The organism is Polaromonas sp., assembly GCF_036676035.1.
In the GTDB taxonomy this organism is placed as follows: Bacteria; Pseudomonadota; Gammaproteobacteria; order Burkholderiales; family Burkholderiaceae_C; genus Polaromonas.
Genome location: NZ_JAKFDR010000098.1, coordinates 26220 through 46071 on the forward strand (window position 1 = coordinate 26220; position 19852 = coordinate 46071).

General features: G+C 63.4%; 19 protein-coding genes. 15 read left to right on the forward strand and 4 right to left on the reverse strand.

The features are described from left to right. Nucleotides 1-11 precede the first annotated feature (11 nt). Entirely contained in the window at nt 12-2090 is a 2079-nt protein-coding gene (locus V6M61_RS14415) for a ribonuclease catalytic domain-containing protein (RefSeq protein ID WP_332777272.1), read from the reverse strand. A gap of 67 nt (nt 2091-2157) precedes the next feature. Continuing rightward, the gene (locus V6M61_RS14420; RefSeq protein WP_332777273.1) at nt 2158-2754 is read right to left on the reverse strand and encodes a YqiA/YcfP family alpha/beta fold hydrolase; all 597 of its coding nucleotides are present in this window, start codon (nt 2752-2754) and stop codon (nt 2158-2160) included. Nucleotides 2755-2980: 226 nt separating this feature from the next. Here V6M61_RS14420 and rodA point away from each other — a divergent pair, with 226 nt between their 5' ends. The 8 genes from rodA (at nt 2981) to V6M61_RS14460 (ending at nt 10945) form a co-directional block, all read left to right on the forward strand. Beyond that, nucleotides 2981-4135, forward strand: coding sequence for a rod shape-determining protein RodA (gene rodA, locus V6M61_RS14425; RefSeq protein WP_332777274.1), 1155 nt, complete (start codon nt 2981-2983; stop codon nt 4133-4135). Further along, on the forward strand, nt 4132-5118 hold the full coding sequence (locus V6M61_RS14430) for an NAD(P)-dependent oxidoreductase (RefSeq protein ID WP_332777275.1): 987 nt from the start codon (nt 4132-4134) through the stop codon (nt 5116-5118). The genes rodA and V6M61_RS14430 overlap by 4 nt, the downstream gene beginning before the upstream one ends. Before the next feature lie 126 nt (nt 5119-5244). Further along, a complete protein-coding gene (locus V6M61_RS14435) occupies nt 5245-5580 on the forward strand; it encodes a YegP family protein (RefSeq protein WP_332777276.1) in 336 nt (111 codons plus the stop codon). Between the two features lie 133 nt (nt 5581-5713). Next, nucleotides 5714-7240, forward strand: coding sequence for a metalloprotease TldD (gene tldD / locus V6M61_RS14440; RefSeq protein ID WP_332777277.1), 1527 nt, complete (start codon nt 5714-5716; stop codon nt 7238-7240). Between the two features lie 57 nt (nt 7241-7297). Further along, nucleotides 7298-7864, forward strand: a complete 567-nt coding sequence (locus V6M61_RS14445; protein ID WP_332777278.1) for a hypothetical protein — start codon at nt 7298-7300, stop codon at nt 7862-7864. A 266-nt stretch (nt 7865-8130) separates the two neighbouring features. Beyond that, complete coding sequence (locus V6M61_RS14450) at nt 8131-9255, forward strand: 3-deoxy-7-phosphoheptulonate synthase (protein ID WP_332777279.1); 1125 nt, start codon at nt 8131-8133, stop codon at nt 9253-9255. A 218-nt stretch (nt 9256-9473) separates the two neighbouring features. Then, entirely contained in the window at nt 9474-10505 is a 1032-nt protein-coding gene (locus tag V6M61_RS14455) for a hypothetical protein (protein ID WP_332777280.1), read from the forward strand. Nucleotides 10506-10633: 128 nt separating this feature from the next. Continuing rightward, the gene (locus V6M61_RS14460) at nt 10634-10945 is read left to right on the forward strand and encodes a hypothetical protein (RefSeq protein WP_332777281.1); all 312 of its coding nucleotides are present in this window, start codon (nt 10634-10636) and stop codon (nt 10943-10945) included. 411 nt (nt 10946-11356) lie between these two features. Here the strand turns inward: V6M61_RS14460 and mpl are convergent, their stop codons facing one another. Next, the gene (gene mpl, locus V6M61_RS14465; protein WP_332777282.1) at nt 11357-12775 is read right to left on the reverse strand and encodes a UDP-N-acetylmuramate:L-alanyl-gamma-D-glutamyl-meso-diaminopimelate ligase; all 1419 of its coding nucleotides are present in this window, start codon (nt 12773-12775) and stop codon (nt 11357-11359) included. A 230-nt stretch (nt 12776-13005) separates the two neighbouring features. Here mpl and V6M61_RS14470 point away from each other — a divergent pair, with 230 nt between their 5' ends. From V6M61_RS14470 to V6M61_RS14500, 7 genes are all read left to right on the forward strand, one after another. After that, the gene (locus V6M61_RS14470) at nt 13006-13608 is read left to right on the forward strand and encodes a hypothetical protein (RefSeq protein WP_332777283.1); all 603 of its coding nucleotides are present in this window, start codon (nt 13006-13008) and stop codon (nt 13606-13608) included. Between the two features lie 3 nt (nt 13609-13611). Further along, on the forward strand, nt 13612-14145 hold the full coding sequence (locus tag V6M61_RS14475; RefSeq protein ID WP_332777284.1) for a TlpA family protein disulfide reductase: 534 nt from the start codon (nt 13612-13614) through the stop codon (nt 14143-14145). A 362-nt stretch (nt 14146-14507) separates the two neighbouring features. Further along, nucleotides 14508-14960 (forward strand): acetyl-CoA carboxylase biotin carboxyl carrier protein, encoded by a 453-nt coding sequence (gene accB / locus V6M61_RS14480; protein WP_332777285.1) that lies wholly within the window; start codon nt 14508-14510, stop codon nt 14958-14960. Between the two features lie 63 nt (nt 14961-15023). Then, nucleotides 15024-16373, forward strand: a complete 1350-nt coding sequence (gene accC, locus V6M61_RS14485; RefSeq protein WP_332777286.1) for an acetyl-CoA carboxylase biotin carboxylase subunit — start codon at nt 15024-15026, stop codon at nt 16371-16373. 79 nt (nt 16374-16452) lie between these two features. Then, nucleotides 16453-17343, forward strand: coding sequence for a 50S ribosomal protein L11 methyltransferase (gene prmA, locus V6M61_RS14490; protein ID WP_332777345.1), 891 nt, complete (start codon nt 16453-16455; stop codon nt 17341-17343). An 82-nt stretch (nt 17344-17425) separates the two neighbouring features. Continuing rightward, a complete protein-coding gene (locus V6M61_RS14495) occupies nt 17426-18514 on the forward strand; it encodes a DUF3426 domain-containing protein (RefSeq protein ID WP_332777287.1) in 1089 nt (362 codons plus the stop codon). A 16-nt stretch (nt 18515-18530) separates the two neighbouring features. Then, entirely contained in the window at nt 18531-19424 is an 894-nt protein-coding gene (locus V6M61_RS14500; RefSeq protein ID WP_332777288.1) for a carbohydrate kinase family protein, read from the forward strand. A gap of 51 nt (nt 19425-19475) precedes the next feature. On the opposite strand, the gene V6M61_RS14505 is transcribed toward V6M61_RS14500, so the two are convergent. Further along, nucleotides 19476-19829, reverse strand: coding sequence for a DUF167 domain-containing protein (locus V6M61_RS14505; RefSeq protein WP_332777289.1), 354 nt, complete (start codon nt 19827-19829; stop codon nt 19476-19478). Between the last annotated feature and the right edge of the window lie 23 nt (nt 19830-19852).

The window sequence follows — 19852 nt, forward strand, 5'->3', positions numbered from 1 at the left end:
GATTATCCGTGCTAAGTCGCTTGCGCGGCAGCGGGGAGCGCCTCATTGACAGGTTCGTCCACCTCCACCGCGATCGAGATCGGGCCCGCGGCCAGCTCGTCGGCTTCGCTGTCCTCGTCTTGCGCCACCTGGGCGGCCGCATCCACCACGGTATCCAGCCGTTCAATCACCGCGCCCGAAACGTCCAGCGTGATCTCGTCAATCGCGCCCAGCTTGACGCGCACCCTGGCGCCGCGGGGCAGGCCCTGCGCGCCCATCGCGGACAGCACCAACGGCACCTCATCGGCGCGCACCAGGTTGTCCTTGAAGGCGGTGGCGGTCAGCTCGCTGATGCCGTGTTGCTCCAGGTACTTCAGTGTCCAGTAGCGTTCAATGCCGGCCTGAAAACCGTTGTAGGCGCTGTAGGCCGCATCAAAGCCTGAAATGATGGAAAACAGCTCGGCGTCTTTCGGTTTGAAGGGCGCGGCCAACGCGGCCGTGCGGCCATGCCGCGCGCAGGCAATGATCTGCCACTGGTTGACCAGGTCGGTGTAGCGGCGCAGCGGCGAGGTGCTCCAGGCATAGCTTTTGACGCCAATGCCGGCGTGCGGCAAGGCCTTGGTGCCCATGCGCACCTTCACGCCCGGCGCCAGGCTGGCCTGGCTGCGGTAGATGCCGGGCACGCCCAGCTCGCCCAGCCAGCTGCCCCAGGTGCTGTTGGCCAGGATCATGGCTTCGGCCACGATCAAATCGAGCGGGGCGCCGCGCTGACGGATGCTGATGCGGACGGTCTCTTCGCCCTGCGGTTCCTGGCCGGAAGAATGGTCGAGCCGGAAGTTGTAGTCGGGCCGGTTGAAGGTCTCGGGTTTGCCGCGCACGACTTCGCGCTGCGCCTTCAGATGTTTCGCCAGGCGGTATAAAAATGATAGCGTCTCACGCCCGATCGGCAGGGGCGTTGAGCCGTTCTCATGCTCAAACGCCGGATTTTCAAGCCATTCGGCGGTGATCACCGAGTCCAGCTGGTCATGCCGCAGATTGGCGGCAATCGGCACGCGTTCGAGTTTGGTTTCAGAGGCCTTGATGTCCAGCGTGGCCTCGTCCAGCGTGACGTAGAGCGAGACGGCCGGGCAGTCGCGGCCTTCTTCCAGCGTGTAGCTTTGCACCACGTCGTCGGGCAGCATGGTGATTTTGTAGCCCGGCATGTAGACCGTGGACAAGCGGGTTCTGGCCACCTGGTCGATCGCGTCGGCCGGCTGGATCGCCAGGCCGGGCGCGGCAATGTGGATGCCCAGCACCACGGTGCCGCTACCCAGGCCCTGCACCGACAGCGCATCGTCGATTTCGGTGGTGGCCGAGTCGTCGATCGAGTAGGCCTGGACCGCCGCCAGCGGCAGCTCATCCAGGACCTTCGGGGCCTGCAGGGCCGGGAAGGCCGTGCCCTTGGGGAAGTTCTCGAACAGGAAGCGCTTCCAGTGAAACTGGTAGGGCGAAGCGATGGCGCCGGCCCGCTGCAGCAGTGCCAGCGGCGCGATGTGCGTGGCGCGCGAGGCTTCGACCACGGCCTTGTACTCCGGGCTGTTCTTGTCGGGTTTGAAGAGAATTTTGTAGAGCTGCTCGCGCACGGGGGCCGGGCACTGGCCCTGGCCCAACTCCTCGGCCCAGGCGCTGATCTGCGCGGCGAGCTGTTTTTTCTTCTCGATGGCGCCAAGGGCCTGCTGCAGGATCTCGGCCGGGGCTTTCTTGAAGCGGCCCTTGCCGGCGCGCCGGAAATAGTGCGGCGCTTCGAACAGGCGGAATAGCGCCGCGACCTGCTGCTCGGTGCTGGCGGGCTTGGCCGGGTCGGCGCTGAAGTAGTCGCGCGCCAGGTCGGCAAAGCCGAACTCTTCATCGCTGGCAAATTCCCAGGCCAGGTCCAGCTCGATCTCGGCGCTCAGTTTTTGCCCGGCGGCCACCAGCTCGGCGGGCGCGGGTTTTTCAAACTTCAGCAGCGCGTTGACGGCCTTGACCTTGACGCGCTTGCCCGAGTCGAGCTCAACCTGCAGCGAGCTGTCGGCTTCGGACAAAATGCGGCCGGCCAGAAACTTGCCGGTTTCTTCAAACAATACAAACAAAACGGGATCCCTTTGGTGTCTTTGATGACTTGTGGCTAGTGTAATCAGGGGCTGTTGGATGGCGCTCTCAGGCCAGATTCAGAAAATCAAGGATTTCCGGCAAATGCGCGTCGAAATCGCTCAGGGCGTGGTCACCGCCTTCGAGCAGCTTGAGGCGGGCGCCGGCGTAGCGGGCCGTCATTTCGCGCCAGTCCAGCACTTCATCGCCCTTGGCAATGATGGCGAAATACTGCTCCAGCCGCTTGAGTCGGCCGGCATGGAGCATACGCAGTTCATCGACAAATTCGGGGGCGAAGAAAAAACGCTCGGCCTCGTTGTGCCAGGCCGTCTGCTCGCCGATATGGCGGGCCAGGTCCCGGGCCGGGGCTATCGCCGGATTGAGCAGCACCGCCTTGCACCCGGTGCGCTCGGCGATCCAGGTCGCGTAAAACCCGCCCAGGGATGAGCCCACCACGGCCAGGCTTTCAAAGCCCTTCGCCTGGGGCCAGGCGGCGATGCCGTCCATCACCAGTTGCATGGCGGCGCGCGGCGAGGGCGGCAGCTGCGGGCACCACCAGGTGACGCCGGGGTGGCGCTGCTGCACGCAGGCCGCCATTTTGCGGGCCTTGACCGACTGTGGCGAGGAGCGAAAACCGTGCAGGTAAAGCAGGTGGGTGGTGTGCATGCCGGTATCGTAAAGGGGCTGGGCCGGGCACGCTGCGCTGGGGGTAAGCCGGCGGCGGTCTGGTTTTTCGCTGTTTATGGAATTAAACAGGCTTGTAGTCGGCTATTTATATGAATGTTATGCTATTAATTTGATAGCTAAAGTGCCATTTTTCGACTAAATTCCCCGGGCGAATGTGGGGGCGACCCAGGTGGGGCCGCAGGTCAACTGGCAGATAATCCGGGGCATGGCTGCCGTTTTCGACAAACCTTCCCTGCTACAGCGTACCTTGCCCCTGTTTGAGGGCTTTGACGGGCCGCTGGCGTTTGCGGTTTTTCTGCTCGCCTGCGCGGGCCTGCTGATCATGTATTCGTCCGGCTATGACCACGGCAGCCGCTTCATGGACCATGGCCGCAACATGCTGATTGCCGGCGCCATCATGTTTGTGGTGGCGCAGATCCCGCCGCAGCGCCTGATGGCGTTTGCCGTGCCGCTGTACGTGGTGGGTGTGGCGCTGCTGGTTGCCGTGGCCATTTTCGGGATCACCAAAAAGGGCGCCCGGCGCTGGATCAACGTCGGCATCGTCATCCAGCCCAGTGAAATCCTCAAGATCGCGATGCCGCTGATGCTGGCCTGGTGGTTCCAGAAACGCGAGGGCCAACTGCGCCCGCTGGACTTTCTGGTCGCCGGCCTGCTGCTGCTGGTGCCGGTGGGGCTGATCATGAAGCAGCCCGATCTGGGCACCTCCCTGCTGGTGCTGGCGGCGGGTGTGGCCGTGATTTTCTTTGCCGGCCTGAGCTGGAAACTGATTGCGCCGCCGGTGCTGCTGGGACTGGTGGCGGTGTTTCTGCTGGTCTGGTTTGAGCCCCGGCTGTGCGCCGATGGCGTGCGCTGGCCCCTCCTGCACGACTACCAGCAGCAGCGCATCTGCACCTTGCTCGATCCGTCCCGGGACCCGCTGGGCAAGGGCTTTCACATCATTCAGGGCATGATTGCGATCGGCTCGGGCGGGGTGTTTGGCAAAGGCTTCATGGCCGGCACGCAAACCCATCTGGAGTTCATTCCCGAACGCACCACCGACTTTATTTTTGCGGCTTATTCCGAAGAGTTCGGCCTGTTCGGCAACCTGCTGCTGATAGGCGCTTTCATCTTCCTGATCCTGCGCGGCCTGGCCATTGCGCTGGAAGCCCCGACGCTGTTTGCCCGCCTGCTGGCCGGTGCCGTGACCATGATTTTCTTCACCTACGCCTTCGTCAACATGGGCATGGTCAGCGGCATCTTGCCGGTGGTCGGTGTGCCGCTGCCCTTCATCAGCTACGGCGGCACGGCCATGGTGACACTGGGGCTGGCGGTCGGCATTTTGCTGTCGATTGCCAAAGCCAAGCGGCTGGTGCAGTCATGAGTGGCGCACGCGAAGCGACAAGCGTGGGGGTCACCGAACGCCGCGAAGGGCCGCCCCGAGCAAGTTCAGCCCCCTCGGGGGGCAGCGCAGTACGCGAAGCGACAAGCGTGGGGGTGATTACGCTCATCGGGGCCGGCAACATGGGCGGCGGCATGGCGGCCAACCTGCTGGGCCGCGGCTGGGGCGTGCAGGTGTGCGACATTGATCCGGTCAAGGTTGCCGATATGACGCGGATTGGGGCTGTAGCCCTTGCAAAACCGGCCCAGGCTGCTATTGATTCGATAGCGTTTATTGTCTGCGTGGTGGATGCGGCGCAGACGGAGGATGTGCTGTTTGGCGAACACGGCCTGGCCGGCATGCTGCAACCCGGGCATGCCGTGATGCTGTGCCCGACGATTGCGCCGCAGGATGTCGAGTCTTTCGCCAGCCGGCTGGCCGAACGCGGTGTCCACACCCTGGACGCACCCATGTCGGGCGGACCGGCAAGGGCGCGCGATGGCTCCATGAGCCTGATGCTGGCTTGCGCGCAATCCGTGTATGAGCAGCAGGCCGGCTTGCTGCAGGCTTTGTCGAGCAAGGTGTTCCGCATCAGCGAAAAACCCGGCGACGCGGCCCGCACCAAACTCGTCAACAACCTGCTGGCCGGCATCAACCTGGTGGGCGCTGCCGAGGCGCTGGCGCTGGCCGCCCGGCTGGGGCTGGACCTGGGCAAAACGCTGGACGTGATCGAACAGTCGAGCGGGCAAAGCTGGATAGGCTCGGACCGCATGCGTCGCGCCATTGCGGGCGACTACGCACCCCGCGCCCACGTCACCCTGCTGGAAAAGGACACGCGGCTGGCGCTGCAGGCCGCACGCGCGGCGGGCTTTGAAGGGCCGCTGGGTGCGCCGGCCAGCCGTGTGTTTGAGCAGGCGCACGCGGCGGGGCTGGCGGCGCAGGATGATGCGGCGCTTTTCAAATACCTGAGCCGCCGGCGCGACTGAGATCGCACGCCCCATGAGGCCTGTTCAGAATGTTGCACTATTGGGCCTTGCCTTCATGCGGATGACCGGTTACAAAGTGACTGGCAAGCTGTTCAACCCGACGTCTTACCTGGAAGGAGCATCGTCATGGCTGGTAAATATGAGCTCAAGAAATCCAAAAACGACAAATATTTCTTCTCGCTGCTCGCAGGCAACGGGCAGAAAATCCTGGCCAGCGAAATGTATGAGTCCAAGGCCAGTGCCCTCAACGGGATTGAATCGGTCAGGAAAAATGCCGGGGACGACACCAAATACGCCCGTCTGGTGGGCAAGGATGGCTCACCTTATTTCACGCTCAAGGCCGGCAACGGGCAGGTCATTGGCAACAGCGAGATGTATTCGAGCGAGAAGGCGCGCGACAACGGCATTGAATCGTGCAAAACCCATGGTCATGGCGCTGCGACCAGCGACCTGACCGACTGAGCGCCGCCTAAGCGCAGTCTGGCGAATGGGCCAGTCCGTGGTCTGAGCCTTCGCTTGCATCATCCGCCCGGATGCGCCTTGCCGGAGCAACCTTGCCGCCACAGGGCAGGGGCGGACTGCCTACAATGCCAGCATGACTTCACTCAAACCTGCTGCAGCTTCTGTCCGCCAACCTTTCGCTGGAGCTTCCTCGCTGGCCCGCCCCACGACTGAATCCACTGCGGGGCGGCTGGCGATTGCCCAGAAGCTGCTGCTGGCGCCTTTTGGCCTGACCGAAGCGCACCTGGGCCGTGCGCTGGCCGAGATCAGGTCGCACCAGGTCGACGATGCCGATCTCTACTTCCAGTACACCCGCAGCGAAGGCTGGAGCCTGGAAGAGGGCATTGTCAAAACCGGCTCCTTCAGCATTGACCAGGGTGTCGGCGTGCGCGCCGTGAGCGGCGAAAAAACCGCTTTTGCCTACTCGGACGACATTTCCGAAGCCTCGCTGCTCGATGCCGCCCGCACCGTGCGCAGCATCTCGGCGGCCAGCAAGAACAGCCGCGTCAAGACGGGCGCCCGCAAGATTGCCAGCAGCCGCTCGCTCTACCAGGGGCTGGACCCGATTGCCACGCTGGACAGCACCGCCAAGGTCCAGCTGCTCGAGAAGGTGGAAAAACTCGCCAAGGCCAAGGACCCGCGCGTGGTGCAGGTCATGGCCGGCCTGGCCAGCGAATACGACGTGGTGATGGTGGCGCGCGCCGATGGCACGCTGGCGGCCGATGTGCGCCCGCTGGTGCGTTTGAGCGTCACCGTGATCGCCGAGCAAAAAGGGCGGCGCGAAATGGGTTCGGGCGGCGGCGGCGGCCGCTTTGGCCTGGCGTATTTTGACGAGGCGCAAATTGCCCGTTATGTCGATGACGCGGTCAACTCCGCACTGACCAACCTCGATGCGCGGCCGGCGCCGGCCGGTGAGATGACCGTGGTGCTGGGCCCCGGCTGGCCGGGCATTTTGCTGCACGAAGCGATTGGCCACGGGCTGGAGGGCGACTTCAACCGCAAGGGCTCCAGCGCGTTTTCAGGCCGCATCGGCGAGCGCGTGGCCGCCAAGGGCGTGACGGTGCTCGACGACGGCACGATTGCCGACCGCCGCGGCTCGCTCAATGTGGATGACGAAGGCCATGCCAGCCAGCGCAACGTGCTGATTGAAGACGGCATTCTCAAAGGCTATATCCAGGACTCGCTCAACGCGCGGCTGATGAAGGTCAAGCCCACCGGCAATGGCCGGCGCGAAAGCTACGCCCATGTGCCCATGCCGCGCATGACCAACACCTACATGCTGGGCGGCGACAAGGCGCCCCAGGAGATCGTGGCCAGCATCAAAAAAGGCCTGTACGCCACCAACTTTGGCGGCGGCCAGGTCGACATCACGTCCGGCAAGTTCGTGTTTTCGGCCAGCGAAGCCTTCTGGGTTGAAAACGGCAAAATCCTCTACCCCGTCAAGGGCGCCACCATTGTGGGCAACGGCCCCGACGCGCTCACCCGCGTGACCATGACGGGCAATGACATGGCGCTCGACAGCGGCGTCGGCACCTGCGGCAAAGAGGGGCAAAGCGTGCCGGTGGGCGTGGGCCAGCCGACTCTGCGCATTGATGGCCTGACGGTGGGCGGCACCGCTTGAAGTACGCGCTTTAACGTCGGCGCCCTTAGCCCTTTCGCCCTTTATTTCGACCAGGCCATGGCTGCACCGTCTTTTCAGCGTTCTTCGATACTGCCGCTCGATCCGTCGACGCAATACCCCAGCGCCCAGAACTTTGGTGAGCTCAGCCAGTTCCTGCGCTCGTCCATGGCCGACGACGAGTCGCTGCAGATGGCCGATGGCATGGGCGTTCTGGCGGCCTGCATCGACGCCGTGCTGGCCAGTCTCAAGAACCGGTCGGACCCGGCGGCCATGGCCCCGCTGCTGATGGATTTGATGACCCATCTGCGCCAGCACCGCACGCTGGTGGTCGAGCTGGGCCCGGGCTGGCGCGGCCTGTATGAATACGCCTCCTACCTGGCCGCGCTCAATAACTTCCGGGTGCTGATCGGGCAGTGGCTGCTGGCCGCCAAGGAGCAGGCGGCGCAGGGGGTCAGTTTTGCGGATTTCGAGCTGGTGGCCTGGCGCACGCTGGGTGAGGGCATGCTGCTGATCGACATGCGCGAACAGTTTCGCAAGCAGGCGCCGGTGGAGTCGTCGCTGGCTGCGCTGGACGAGTCGCGCGTGCAGCGCGCCCGGAGCTGGTGGGACAGGCTGCGTGGATAGGTCGGGAGCGGCCCGAAACAGCTGTTTTTTGGCGTTTGGCCGGCCTGTGATACATTGCAGCTCATGACTTCAGCGAAATTTTATTTCGGTTACTTTTGGTTCTCAAGCGCCACCGGCGGTAGAGAGATCTACGCGTAACCCTCAAGTAACGCAAGCAATCTCCAAAAACCGCCGGACACCCGGCGGTTTTTTTTTGCCCCCTTCAACCGTGTTTAGCCTGTATTGATCCCCTGAAATTGTCTGAAATTTAAAAAAGGAAGCCCGTGATGAACGCCAAAGCCACCTCCGCCAGCGACGCCTGGTATGCGCACCCCGTCGACAAAACCAGCCAGACCGACGACGAACGCATCAAGGACATCACCGTGCTACCCCCTCCCGAGCATTTAATCCGCTTCTTCCCGATTCGCGGCACCGCCGTCGAGTCGCTGATCACCAAGACGCGCCAGAGCGTTCACAATATCATCGCGGGCAAAGACGACCGCCTGCTGGTGGTGATTGGTCCCTGCTCCATCCACGACCCGGCCGCCGCCCTGGACTACGCCCGCCGCCTGGTGGAGCAGCGCAAGAAGTACGCCGGCACGCTGGAAATCGTGATGCGCGTCTACTTCGAAAAGCCGCGCACCACCGTAGGCTGGAAGGGCCTGATCAACGACCCCTACCTCGACGAGAGCTTTCGCATCGACGAGGGCCTGCGCATCGCGCGCCAGCTGCTGATCGAGATCAACCGCCTGGGCTTGCCGGCCGGCAGCGAGTTCCTCGACGTGATCTCGCCGCAGTACATCGGTGACCTGATCTCCTGGGGTGCGATTGGCGCGCGCACCACCGAAAGCCAGGTGCACCGCGAACTGGCCTCGGGCCTGTCGGCGCCGATAGGCTTCAAGAACGGCACCGACGGCAACATCAAGATCGCGACCGATGCGATCCAGGCGGCGGCGCGCGGTCATCATTTCCTGTCGGTGCACAAAAACGGCCAGGTGGCGATTGTGCAGACCAAGGGCAACAAGGACTGCCATGTGATCCTGCGCGGCGGCAAAGCCCCCAATTACGACGCCGCCAGCGTGGCCGCGGCCTGCAAGGAGCTCGAAACGTCCAAACTGCCGGCCACGCTGATGGTCGACTGCAGCCATGCCAACAGTTCCAAGCAATACGAAAAGCAGGTCGACGTGGCGCGCGACATTGCCGGCCAGGTGGCCGGCGGTTCGCGCAGCGTGTTTGGCCTGATGGTGGAAAGCCACCTGAACGCCGGTGCGCAGAAATTCACGCCCGGCAAGGACGATGTCAAGGCGCTGGAGTATGGCAAGAGCATCACCGACGCCTGCCTGAGCTGGGGCGATTCGCTGGACGTGCTTCAGGTGCTGTCCGAAGCGGTCCAGGCCAGACGCGCCCGCTGAGCCCCAACGCTTGCCGCTTCCGCGTACCGCGGACGTCAGCCCCTCGGGGGCTATTTTCCTTGGGGCGGCCCGGCGCCGGCCTAAGCCGGCATCCCCTAATTGGGGGATGTTGACTTAGTCACAAAGTGCTACATTGGTTACTTATTGTTGCGTTTTGTTGTGCTAGACACCTGTCGGTTGCAGCAAAAAAAACGGATCAATCTGTCCATGGAGGCACCATGTCTTTTGAGCAACCCCTTCTCTTGTTGGGCATGGCTGGATTTACCCCGGAGCAGCGCAAGCATCTGGACTTGCTGCTGGGCCAGTTGCCTAAGGGCTGGCCGGTCTGGCACAGTGGCGCATTCGCGGAGGCGGATGCCTGGCTGGTCAGCGGCGAGAAGAGCCGCCTGCTGAGTGCCGATACCCTGAAAATCCTGGCCGGCCTGCCGACGGAGCGGGCGCTGCAGCTCAACCTGGAGGAGGTTGACCGTCCGATCGCCTTTTCCCTGCCGTTGGCCTGCAGAGATATCGATCCGATGTGCACCCTTGACCTGAGCTCGGGCGCCAGCCTGCACAAAGTGCTGCAGCAATTCGAAGCTTGGCTACGGCCCTTGCGCTCCCAATTTGTGCTCGGCGGGCAACTAATCGAGCGTGAAAGCCAGCTGCTGCCTGGTATCTACCATGTCAGCCATAAAGGCACTCTGCTGGCGGTGATGGATTTTCACGAGGGGCGGATCGGTCTTTCGCCCAGCGCCGACCCGGTCGATTTCGAGCTGGCTCGCTGGGACAGGCGCCCGCGCGAGGCGCATGATATTCCCGGGCATTTTCTGAAAAGCAGCCTGGCGCAGCTGTGCTGGATTTACGCCCAGCGCACCGAACGCGACGTGTTGCCGCCACGCTATCGCAGCAAGCCGGTCTATTTTCGCCATGCGCCCGGCGTGCCGATGCGCTGGCTCAGGGATTCGCAGCTGGTGCTGCTGCGCGAGCTGTCGGTCGAACCCGGCAGCTTCGACGCCTTGCGGCGGCGGACCGGGCTGACGCAGGCCCAGTTGGCGCGGGATCTGGCCAGCTTGTATTTCGCGGGTTCCGTCACGACGACGGCTGAAAAGGCCGGGACCGGTTTTGCGGGCCACGAGGAAGCCTCGACCGGGCAGGCGCAGAACAGCCTGATGGGGGCGCTACCCATGGACTCCGAGTCGGCGCTTGCCCGGCTGCCTCGTTCCCCACTGACGGTGGATTTGACGGTGCCTGCGCAACTCGGGCTCAAATAAATGTTTGCCGGTCAGGCGGCACCAGCGGGGATTCAACGGCTGCGACGCCCGGGTTTCAGCGGATTGCCAGACCTCGCCGCCGCGTCCATGCTTGCCACTATCTTGTCAGTCTTGATGCCGAGGTAAGCATGCGCAGCGAAGTTACCGTGACGTTTCAAAACAGCCCGCCGGTGCGGATGGACCTCAACGAGGTGCAGCCCATGCCACACGACGTGGCCAGGGCCTGGTTGGACGAGCAGTTCACCCAGATGGGCTGCGAGCCGCTGCGCCCGACCGGCAAGCTCTTGATTGCCGACAAGGTGGTGGTGGTGGCCCAAGCCGCCGGCCAGCAGAAGTTTGCTGATGCCGCATGGGCTCAGGCATTCGCCCGTGCGGCCAGTGCGGCGCTGGCCAAACCGGTGGTGCACATTGATGTGCCGGCCATGAGTATCAGCTACTAGACCCCCACGCTTGCCACTGCGTGTGCTGCGCTGCCCCCCGAGGGGGCTGAACTGCGCTCGGGGCGGCCCTTCGCTGGTTCTGTGACCCCCACGCTTGCCACTGCGTGTGCTGCGCTGCCCTCCGAGGGGGCTGAACTGCGCTCGGGGCGGCCCTTCGCTGGTTCTGTGACCCCCACGCTTGCCACTGCGTGTGCTGCGCTGCCCCCCGAGGGGGCTGAACTGCGCTCGGGACGGCCCTTCGCTGGTTCTGTGCCCCCACGTTCGTTCACTACGTGTAACGCGCTGCCTCCGAGGGGGTTAATTTCCCCAGGGGCGGCCCGTCGGGAAATTGTCGGGCTTCCGATATTGGATGCCATTTTGGCCACTGGCCCTTTGAAAACGGGCGCATACAGCTATCAAATCAGTAGCATCTCACCCGGCCTTGAGCGCCTGCAGCAGCTTGGCATGAATGCCGCCAAAGCCGCCGTTGCTCATGCACAGCAGATGGTCGCCCGCTTTGGCCGCTGCCTTGACCTGCGCCACGAGCTCATCAATGCTGTCGGCGACCCGGGCCCGCTCGCCCATGGGCGCCAGCGCGGCCCTGGCGTCCCACTCCAGCCCGCCGGCGTGGCAAAACGCCAGATCGGCCTGCTCCAGGCTCCAGGGCAATTGCGCCGTCATGGTGCCCAGCTTCATGGTGTTGCTGCGCGGCTCGAAAATGGCCAGGATGCGCTGGCCGCCTTTTAACTGGCGGCGCAGGCCGTCAATCGTGGTGTGGATCGCGGTCGGGTGGTGCGCAAAGTCGTCATAGACGGTGATGTCGCCGCCGGCCGATGGAACGACGCCGCGCACTTCCATGCGGCGCTTGACGTTCTGGAACCCGGCCAGCGCCTCGGCGGCGGCCGCGGGCGGCACGCCCACATGCTCCGCCGCGGCGATGGCGGCCAGTGCATTGAGCTGGTTGTGCACGCCACTGATGCCCCACTGCACGCGGGCGATTTTTTGCCCGGCTTTCAGCACTTCAAAATCATGCGGCTCGCCCCGGGCAGTGAAGCCACCCTGATTTTGCGCGCCATTTCCGAAGAGTACCCGCTCACTCCAGCAGCCCTGGGCCAGCACGCGCGCCAGGCTGGCTTCCTGCGCGTTGACCACCACACGGCCTTCGGACGGCACGGTGCGCACCAGGTGGTGGAACTGCCGCTCAATCGCCGCCAGGTCGTCAAAGATGTCGGCGTGGTCGAACTCCAGGTTGTTCAAAATGGCGGTGCGCGGCCGGTAGTGCAAGAATTTGCTGCGCTTGTCGAAAAACGCGGTGTCGTATTCGTCGGCCTCGATCACAAAGGTGTTGCCTTCGCCCAGCCGCGCCGACACGCCAAAGTTGAGCGGCACGCCACCCACCAGAAAGCCCGGCTGCAGGCCGGCCTGCTCCAGAATCCAGGCCAGCATGCCGGTGGTGGTGGTTTTGCCGTGGGTGCCGGCCACGGCCAGCACATGGCGCGGGCCGGTCGCGTGGTGCGTCGGGTGGTGCAGCACATGGCCCGACAGCCACTGCGGGCCGCTGGTGTAGGGCAGGCCGGCGTTCAAAATGGCTTCCATCAAAGGGTATTTGGGACCGCCATCGGCCAGCCGGGCGCGCGAAACCACGTTGCCGACCACAAAGACGTCGGGCCGGTAGGCCAGCTGGTCGGCGCTGTAGCCTTCGATCAGCTCGATCCCCAGCCCACGCAGCTGGTCGCTCATGGGCGGGTAGACGCCGGTGTCGCAGCCGGTGACCTTGTGCCCGGCCTCACGCGCCAGCGCGGCGAGGCCGCCCATGAAGGTGCCGCAAATTCCCAGAATATGTATGTGCATGGGCGTATTCTAGGCAGGCGCATGCCGGGGACTGGCACCCGTTAGATGGCTTTCATGCCCGCTTCTTGAAAGAAATAAGGCGCTGGCCCAATGAACACGTGCGCAAGTAGCTATTTAAATGATAGCAAACAACACGCCCGCAGGCTTGGGCTCTGGCCTTGCGTGCAGACTGGCGCGCCAATAGGTGCAAAAATGGTCTGTTTCCAACTCTGTCCCAAACCACTCCAGCCGTGAAGTCCACCCCGCTCAAATCAGAAATCGCCGCCACCGCCGCCGCCTTGGTGGTGGAAGAAGGGCTGGAATACGGCCCGGCCAAGCGCCGCGCGGTCAAGCAGATGGCCTTGCCGGTGCGTACCGAGCTGCCCGGCAATGACGAGGTGGAAGATGCGGTGCGTGACTATATTGCGGTTTTTTGCGCCGACACCCAGCCCGCCGAACTGGCCGCCCTGCGCGAGTTGGCGCTGGTCTGGATGGAGCGTCTGGCGCAATTTCGGCCTTATCTGGGCGGCGCGGTCTGGCATGGCACGGCTACGCGGTTGTCCGACATCTATATACAGCTGTTTTGCGACGACCCGAAATCGGCCGAGATTGCGCTGATCGAGCGCAACGTGGATTACGAGGCGCGCACCGTGACCGGCTTTACCGGCGACAGCGTGGAAGCCCTGAGCGTGCGAAGCCTGTGCAAACCCCTGAACGAAACCGTGGGCGTGCATCTCATGGTGTATGACCACGACCACTTGCGCGGCGCCCTGAAGCCCGACGCCAAAGGCCGTACACCGCGCGGTGACCTGGCGGCCGTGCAAAAATTGCAGCCTACTGATCCGGAGTCTTGAGACGTGAATCGCAGAAACATGCTTTATGGGGGCGTTGCCGCCGCGGCCGGTTTGGCCGGCGCCGGCGTGGCCTGGTGGAAATTTCAGCCGCATGAGGTCGCTGCCACGGCGCCAGCTGGTTCGCCAGACCCGTTCTGGGGCCTGAGTTTTGACACGCCACAAGGCCAGCCGCTGGCCATGAAGGACTTTGCCGGCAAGCCCTTGCTGGTCAATTTTTGGGCCACCTGGTGTCCTCCTTGCGTGGAGGAACTTCCTTTATTGAATCGCTTTTACCAGGAAAACAAGGCTAAAAGCTGGCAAGTTATCGGTCTGGCGGTGGATCAGCCAAGCGCTGTGCGGACCTGGCTGGAAAAATCACCCCTGAGCTTTCCGGTCGCCATGGCCGGGTTGAGTGGCGCCGAACTCAGCAAGGCCTTGGGCAACCTCAGCGGTGGCTTGCCCTTCACGGCGGTGTTTGGGGCCTCGGGGCAGTTGCTGCATCGCAAGAGCGGCAAGGTCACTCCCGGGGACCTGGCGCAGTGGGTGCAACTGCGCTAGGAGCCTGCCTGGGGCTGGAGGCTGCGCCGAAGGCCACCTGAAGGAAGTTGGGTCTACGGGCTGGAAAATGCCCGAATTTGCGTTAAAGTGCGTTTCTGCATCGCCCGGCTTTGATGCCCGGTGCAGCCAGAGTGGCCGGCCAGACGCTGGATTGAGGGCCCCCGGCTTGAGGTAAACTCTGCGCTCTGCTGATTTACTCAAAATCTGATCCCGTGGAGTTGAATGACTTTAAGTGCTGAAAAGCCCTGAAAGCTGGGAATACGCGTAAGAAGGCGTCAATTTATTTAAATCACCCTTCGGATCAGAGCAAAACAGGTGCCGCATGGCGCCACAGGCAAGCACCCACCGTCGTTGGAGGAAAAATGGATTTACGAAAACTCAAGACACTGATCGACCTGGTTTCAGAGTCGAATGTGTCTGAACTGGAGATCACCGAAGCCGAAGGCAAGGTGCGCATAGTCAAATCCAGCGGCGCTGCACCCATGCTGATGCAGCAGCCCGCCGTCGCCATGGTGCCCGCACCGGTTGCCGCACCCGTCGCCGGTCCGGCCATCGATGCGGCTCCCCCCGCTGAACCGCAAGGGCACGCAGTCAAATCGCCGATGGTCGGCACCTTCTACCGTTCCTCCAGCCCCGGTGCCAAGCCGTTTGTGGAGCTGGGCAGCACGGTCAAGGAGGGCGAAACCATCTGCATCATCGAGGCCATGAAAATCCTCAACGAAATCGAGGCCGACAAGTCCGGCACGATCACCAAAATCCTGTCTGAAAACGGCCAGGCCGTGGAATATGGGCAGCCACTCTTCATTATTGAGTGATTGAGCCCTGCTTCTCGAGGCAGAGCACCCCCGGCCCCCGCACATGACTGAGTAGCCAGACGAATGTTTAAGAAAATACTGATTGCCAACCGCGGCGAAATCGCCCTGCGGATCCAGCGCGCTTGCCGGGAGCTCGGCGTCAAGGCCGTGATGGTTTATTCCGAGGCGGACCGCGAGGCCAAATACATCAAGCTGGCCGATGAGGCGGTTTGCATCGGCCCGGCGCCTTCGGCCCAAAGCTACCTGAACATGCCCGCCATCATCTCGGCGGCCGAGGTGACGGACGCCGAAGCAATCCACCCGGGTTACGGCTTCTTGAGTGAAAACGCCGATTTTGCCGAGCGGGTTGAACAAAGCGGCTTCAAGTTCATCGGCCCCACGCCCGAGTCCATCCGCATCATGGGTGACAAGGTGTCGGCCAAGCAGGCCATGATCAAGGCGGGCGTGCCCTGCGTGCCGGGCTCCGAGGGCGCCCTGCCCGACGATGCGGCGCAGGTCAAGCGCATCGCCAAAACCATTGGTTACCCGGTCATCATCAAGGCCGCCGGCGGCGGCGGCGGCCGCGGCATGCGCGTGGTGCACACCGAGGCGGCCTTGCTGCATGCGGTGCAGACCACCAAGGCGGAAGCCGGCGCCGCATTCGGCAACCCGGCGGTCTACATGGAGAAATTCCTGCAGAACCCGCGCCACATCGAGATCCAGATTCTGGCCGACCAGCACAAAAACGCGGTCTGGCTGGGCGAGCGCGACTGCTCCATGCAGCGCCGGCACCAGAAGATCATCGAGGAAGCGCCGGCACCGGGCATTGCGCGCAAGCTGATTGAAAAAATCGGGGAGCGCTGTGTGGCGGCGGTCAAAAAGATCGGCTACCGCGGCGCCGGCACCTTTGAGTTTCTCTATGAAAACGGCGAGTTCTACTTTATCGAGATGAACACCCGCGTGCAGGTGGAGCATCCGGTGACCGAATGGGTCACGGGCATTGACATTGTCAAGACACAAATCCAGGTGGCGGCCGGCTACAAGCTGCCCTTTGCCCAGCGCGACGTGCAGCTCAAGGGCCACGCGATCGAGTGCCGCATCAATGCCGAAGACCCCTACAAGTTCATCCCCTCGCCGGGGCGCATCACCACCTGGCACATGCCGGGCGGTCCGGGGGTGCGGGTCGATTCGCATATCTATGCCAACTACTTTGTGCCGCCCAACTACGACTCGATGGTGGGCAAGATCATCGTGCATGGCGACACGCGCGAACAGGCCCTGGCCCGCATGCGCACGGCGCTGGCCGAGACCGCGGTGGAAGGCATCAATACCAACATCCCGCTGCACCGCGAATTGATGGTGGATGCCAAATTCATGGACGGCGGCACCAACATTCACTACCTCGAAGAGTGGCTGTCGCAGCGCGACCGCTGAGGGCCGGTGCGAGCATGAGACGCCGGGCCGTTCCCAAGGCCAATACCACAGCGCGTAGCGCGGAGCTTACCCAATGAGCATGTTTGAGCTGGTCCTGCTGGCCCCGGTGGACAGTGTGGAAGTCCTCAGCGAGGCGCTCGATGCACTCGACGCGTTGAGTGTGTCGGTCGAAGACGCCGACGCCCAGACCCCGGCCGAGCAGGCCCTGTTTGGCGAGCCCGGCATGCCGCCGCCCAAAGCCGGCTGGGAACGCTCACGCGTGGTGTCGCTGTTTGCCACCGAAGCACTGGCGCGCGATGCCGCGTCGGTGCTGGCCGCGCAGGACTTTTTTGCCGGCTGCCAGCCGATCGCTATTCAAGCCGTGCCCGAGCAGGACTGGGTGCGGCTGACGCAGACGCAGTTCACCCCGGTGGAGATCACACCCGAATTCTGGATCGTGCCCACCTGGCACGAACCGCCGGCCCAGGCCAGGCAACTGATCCGGCTCGATCCGGGTCTGGCTTTTGGGACCGGTACGCACCCGACAACACGTATGTGCCTGCGTTGGATTGCAGGCCAGGGTGCTGCGGGCAAACCACTGGGACGGGTCCTCGACTACGGCTGCGGCTCCGGCATTCTGGCCATCGGTGCGGCCAAGTTTGGGGCCGTCGAGATTGATGCCGTGGATATTGACGAGGCGGCCGTCCAGTCCACCCTGGCCAATGCCGAGGCCAACCATGTGAAGCTGCAGGCCGGCCTGCCGGACAAGGCGGTGGGCAGCTATCAGACGGTGCTGGCCAATATCCTGGCGACGCCCCTGAAAGTGCTGGCGCCTTTGCTGTGCGCGCATGTGGCCCCTGGCGGTTCGCTGGTGCTCGCCGGCATTCTGGAGCGGCAGGCCGAAGAGCTCAAAGCGGCTTACGCGCCGTGGTGCCAGCTTGAAGTGACCGACCAGGAAGACGGCTGGATTTTGATGACCGCAAGGCTTTGAGCCGGCCTGCGGCCTGCACTGCCGGGCCGTGTTTCCAGGGCGGCCCGGGGCTGGGCAAGCCCTACAATACAGCGCTATCACCATGAGCCTGATTACGCGCTGTCCCGCTTGCGGCACGATGTTCAAAGTCGTGACCGATCAACTCAAGATCTCACAAGGCTGGGTGCGCTGCGGGCATTGCGCCGAGGTGTTTGACGCCTCGGCACATTTGCAGACGGGTGAAGCCGCAAGCGTGCCTGTGCCTGAGACTCCCGCCGCCGACGAGATCGCAGCGCCGGCCGCCATCACGGCTGAATCATCGGCTGAACCGTACGAAGAAGCTGCGCCTGAAGACTCTTCCTGGGCGCCCGCAAGATCGTTTGCCGACCAGCGGTATTCGAGGGGCTCCTCGGCGATGGTCGATGCGCAAGACAGCGCCATCGATTTTGACCCTGCAGGCTGGAGGCAGCAACAGTATGAGCGCCAGCAGGACGATATTCCGCTGCCAGTCAGTCCAGCCGCCCCGGCCTACTCCGGCCCCTCCAGGGCAGAGGCGTCTGACTCGGCGATAGACTCTGATTACGCCCACTCTGAAACCGAAGCGCACGATGTGTCTTTCGTGCGGGAGGCCCGGCGCAAGGCGTTCTGGCGAAAACCAATGGTCCGTTTCGCATTGGGTGTGCTGGCCTTGCTGCTGCTTGCCACGCTGGCCTTGCAGGGCATGGTGCAGCAAAGAGACCGGCTGGCCGCGCTTGAGCCCCGGCTCCAGCCGTGGTTGCAGCTGCTGTGCGTGCAGCTGGATTGCGAGATCGGGCCGCTGCGCCACATCGAATCCGTGGTTGTGGACAGTTCATCGTTCAACAAGCTGGGCAGCGATGCCTACCGGCTCAGCTTTACGATCAAAAACACCAGTGCGGTGCCGCTGGCCATGCCCTCGCTGGAGCTGAGCCTGACCGACAGCCAGGAGCAGGCGCTGGTGCGCCGCGTGCTCACGCCGGCCCAGTTTGGCGCCAGGGCCGGCACGCTGGAAGCGGGCGCTGACTTTGCCGGGATGGTGGTTCTCAAGGTGTCAGGCAACGGGGCTGGTGCCTCGGTGGCCCCGGCTTCCTCGGCGTCATCAACATCCTCTGCGCCGTCACCTTTGGCACCTTTGCGCATCGCGGGCTACCGCGTCCTTGTTTTTTACCCCTGATTGAATTGAGAACTTAATGTCTGCTGTAATTTGTGGCTCGTTCGCCTTTGACACCATCATGACTTTCGAGGGCCGGTTTTCCGAGCAAATCCTGCCCGACCAGTTGCATATCCTCAACGTGTCGTTTCTGGTGCCGGCACTGCGGCGCGACTTCGGCGGTTGCGCCGGCAACATCGCCTACGGCCTGAAGCTGCTGGGCGGCGAACCGCTGCCAATGGCCACCGTGGGCAGCGACGGCGCCGACTACCTGCAGCGCCTGGAGAGCCTGGGCATCAGCACCGAGTTCGTGCGCCAGGTGGACGACACCTACACCGCGCAGGCCATGATCATGACCGACCGCGACAACAACCAGATCACGGCCTTTCACCCCGGTGCGATGATGCAGGCGCACATCACGAAGATCGCGGCGCGCAGCGATATCAAGCTGGGCATCATTTCACCGGACGGGCGCGACGCCATGCTGCAGCACGCCGAGCAGTTCAAGGCGGCGGGCATTCCCTTTGTGTTCGACCCGGGCCAGGGCCTGCCAATGTTCGACGGCAAGGAACTCGCGCACTTCGTCGCGCAGTCGACCTGGGTCACGGTCAACGACTACGAAGGCAAGATGCTCAGCGAGCGTATCGGCTGGAGCAGTGCGGAGATCTCGCGCCGCGTCAAGGGTCTGGTCGTGACCCTCGGTGCCGAGGGCTGCGAAGTCTGGATCGATGGCGAGAAAACGGTGGTGCCGCCGGTGAAAGCGAAAGAAGTGGTTGACCCCACGGGCTGCGGCGATGCCTGGCGCGGCGCGCTGCTCCACGGCCTGGAGCAGGGCTGGTCGCTGGTGCGTTGCGCCGAGTTGGGCAACAAGATCGGCGCACTCAAGATCGCCCAGCGTGGGCCGCAGAACTACACGCTGGAATCTGCCAAATAGGGCGCTAGCCCTTGCAAAGATTGTGTGAGCAGCTACTGATTTTGTAACAATTCAGGGTTGGGGCTTGACCGGGGGCTGATCCAGCTTCTCCCAATTGGCTTTTTCCGCCACGCGGGCGCTCACCCGAAGCTGCTTGCGCCTTGAAGTGTCTCCCCGTACCAGCTCAATCGTGCTGGGCGCAATGCCCAACTGGCCAGCCAGCCATTTGATCAGCGCCTGGTTGGCCTTGCCCTCGACCGGTGGTGCATGCAGACGCACCCGCAAGGCCAGGTCACCTGCCTCGCCATGCAAACCGTCGGCCTGCGTTTTGGCGGCATTGGGGATCACATGCACCGTGATGGTCACATCGCCATTTTTGCCGGTGCGTAAAAACGGGGCTGCGGGCTGTCTGGGGGAAGAGTTCATGGGGCATGAAGGGCGAAGGGCGC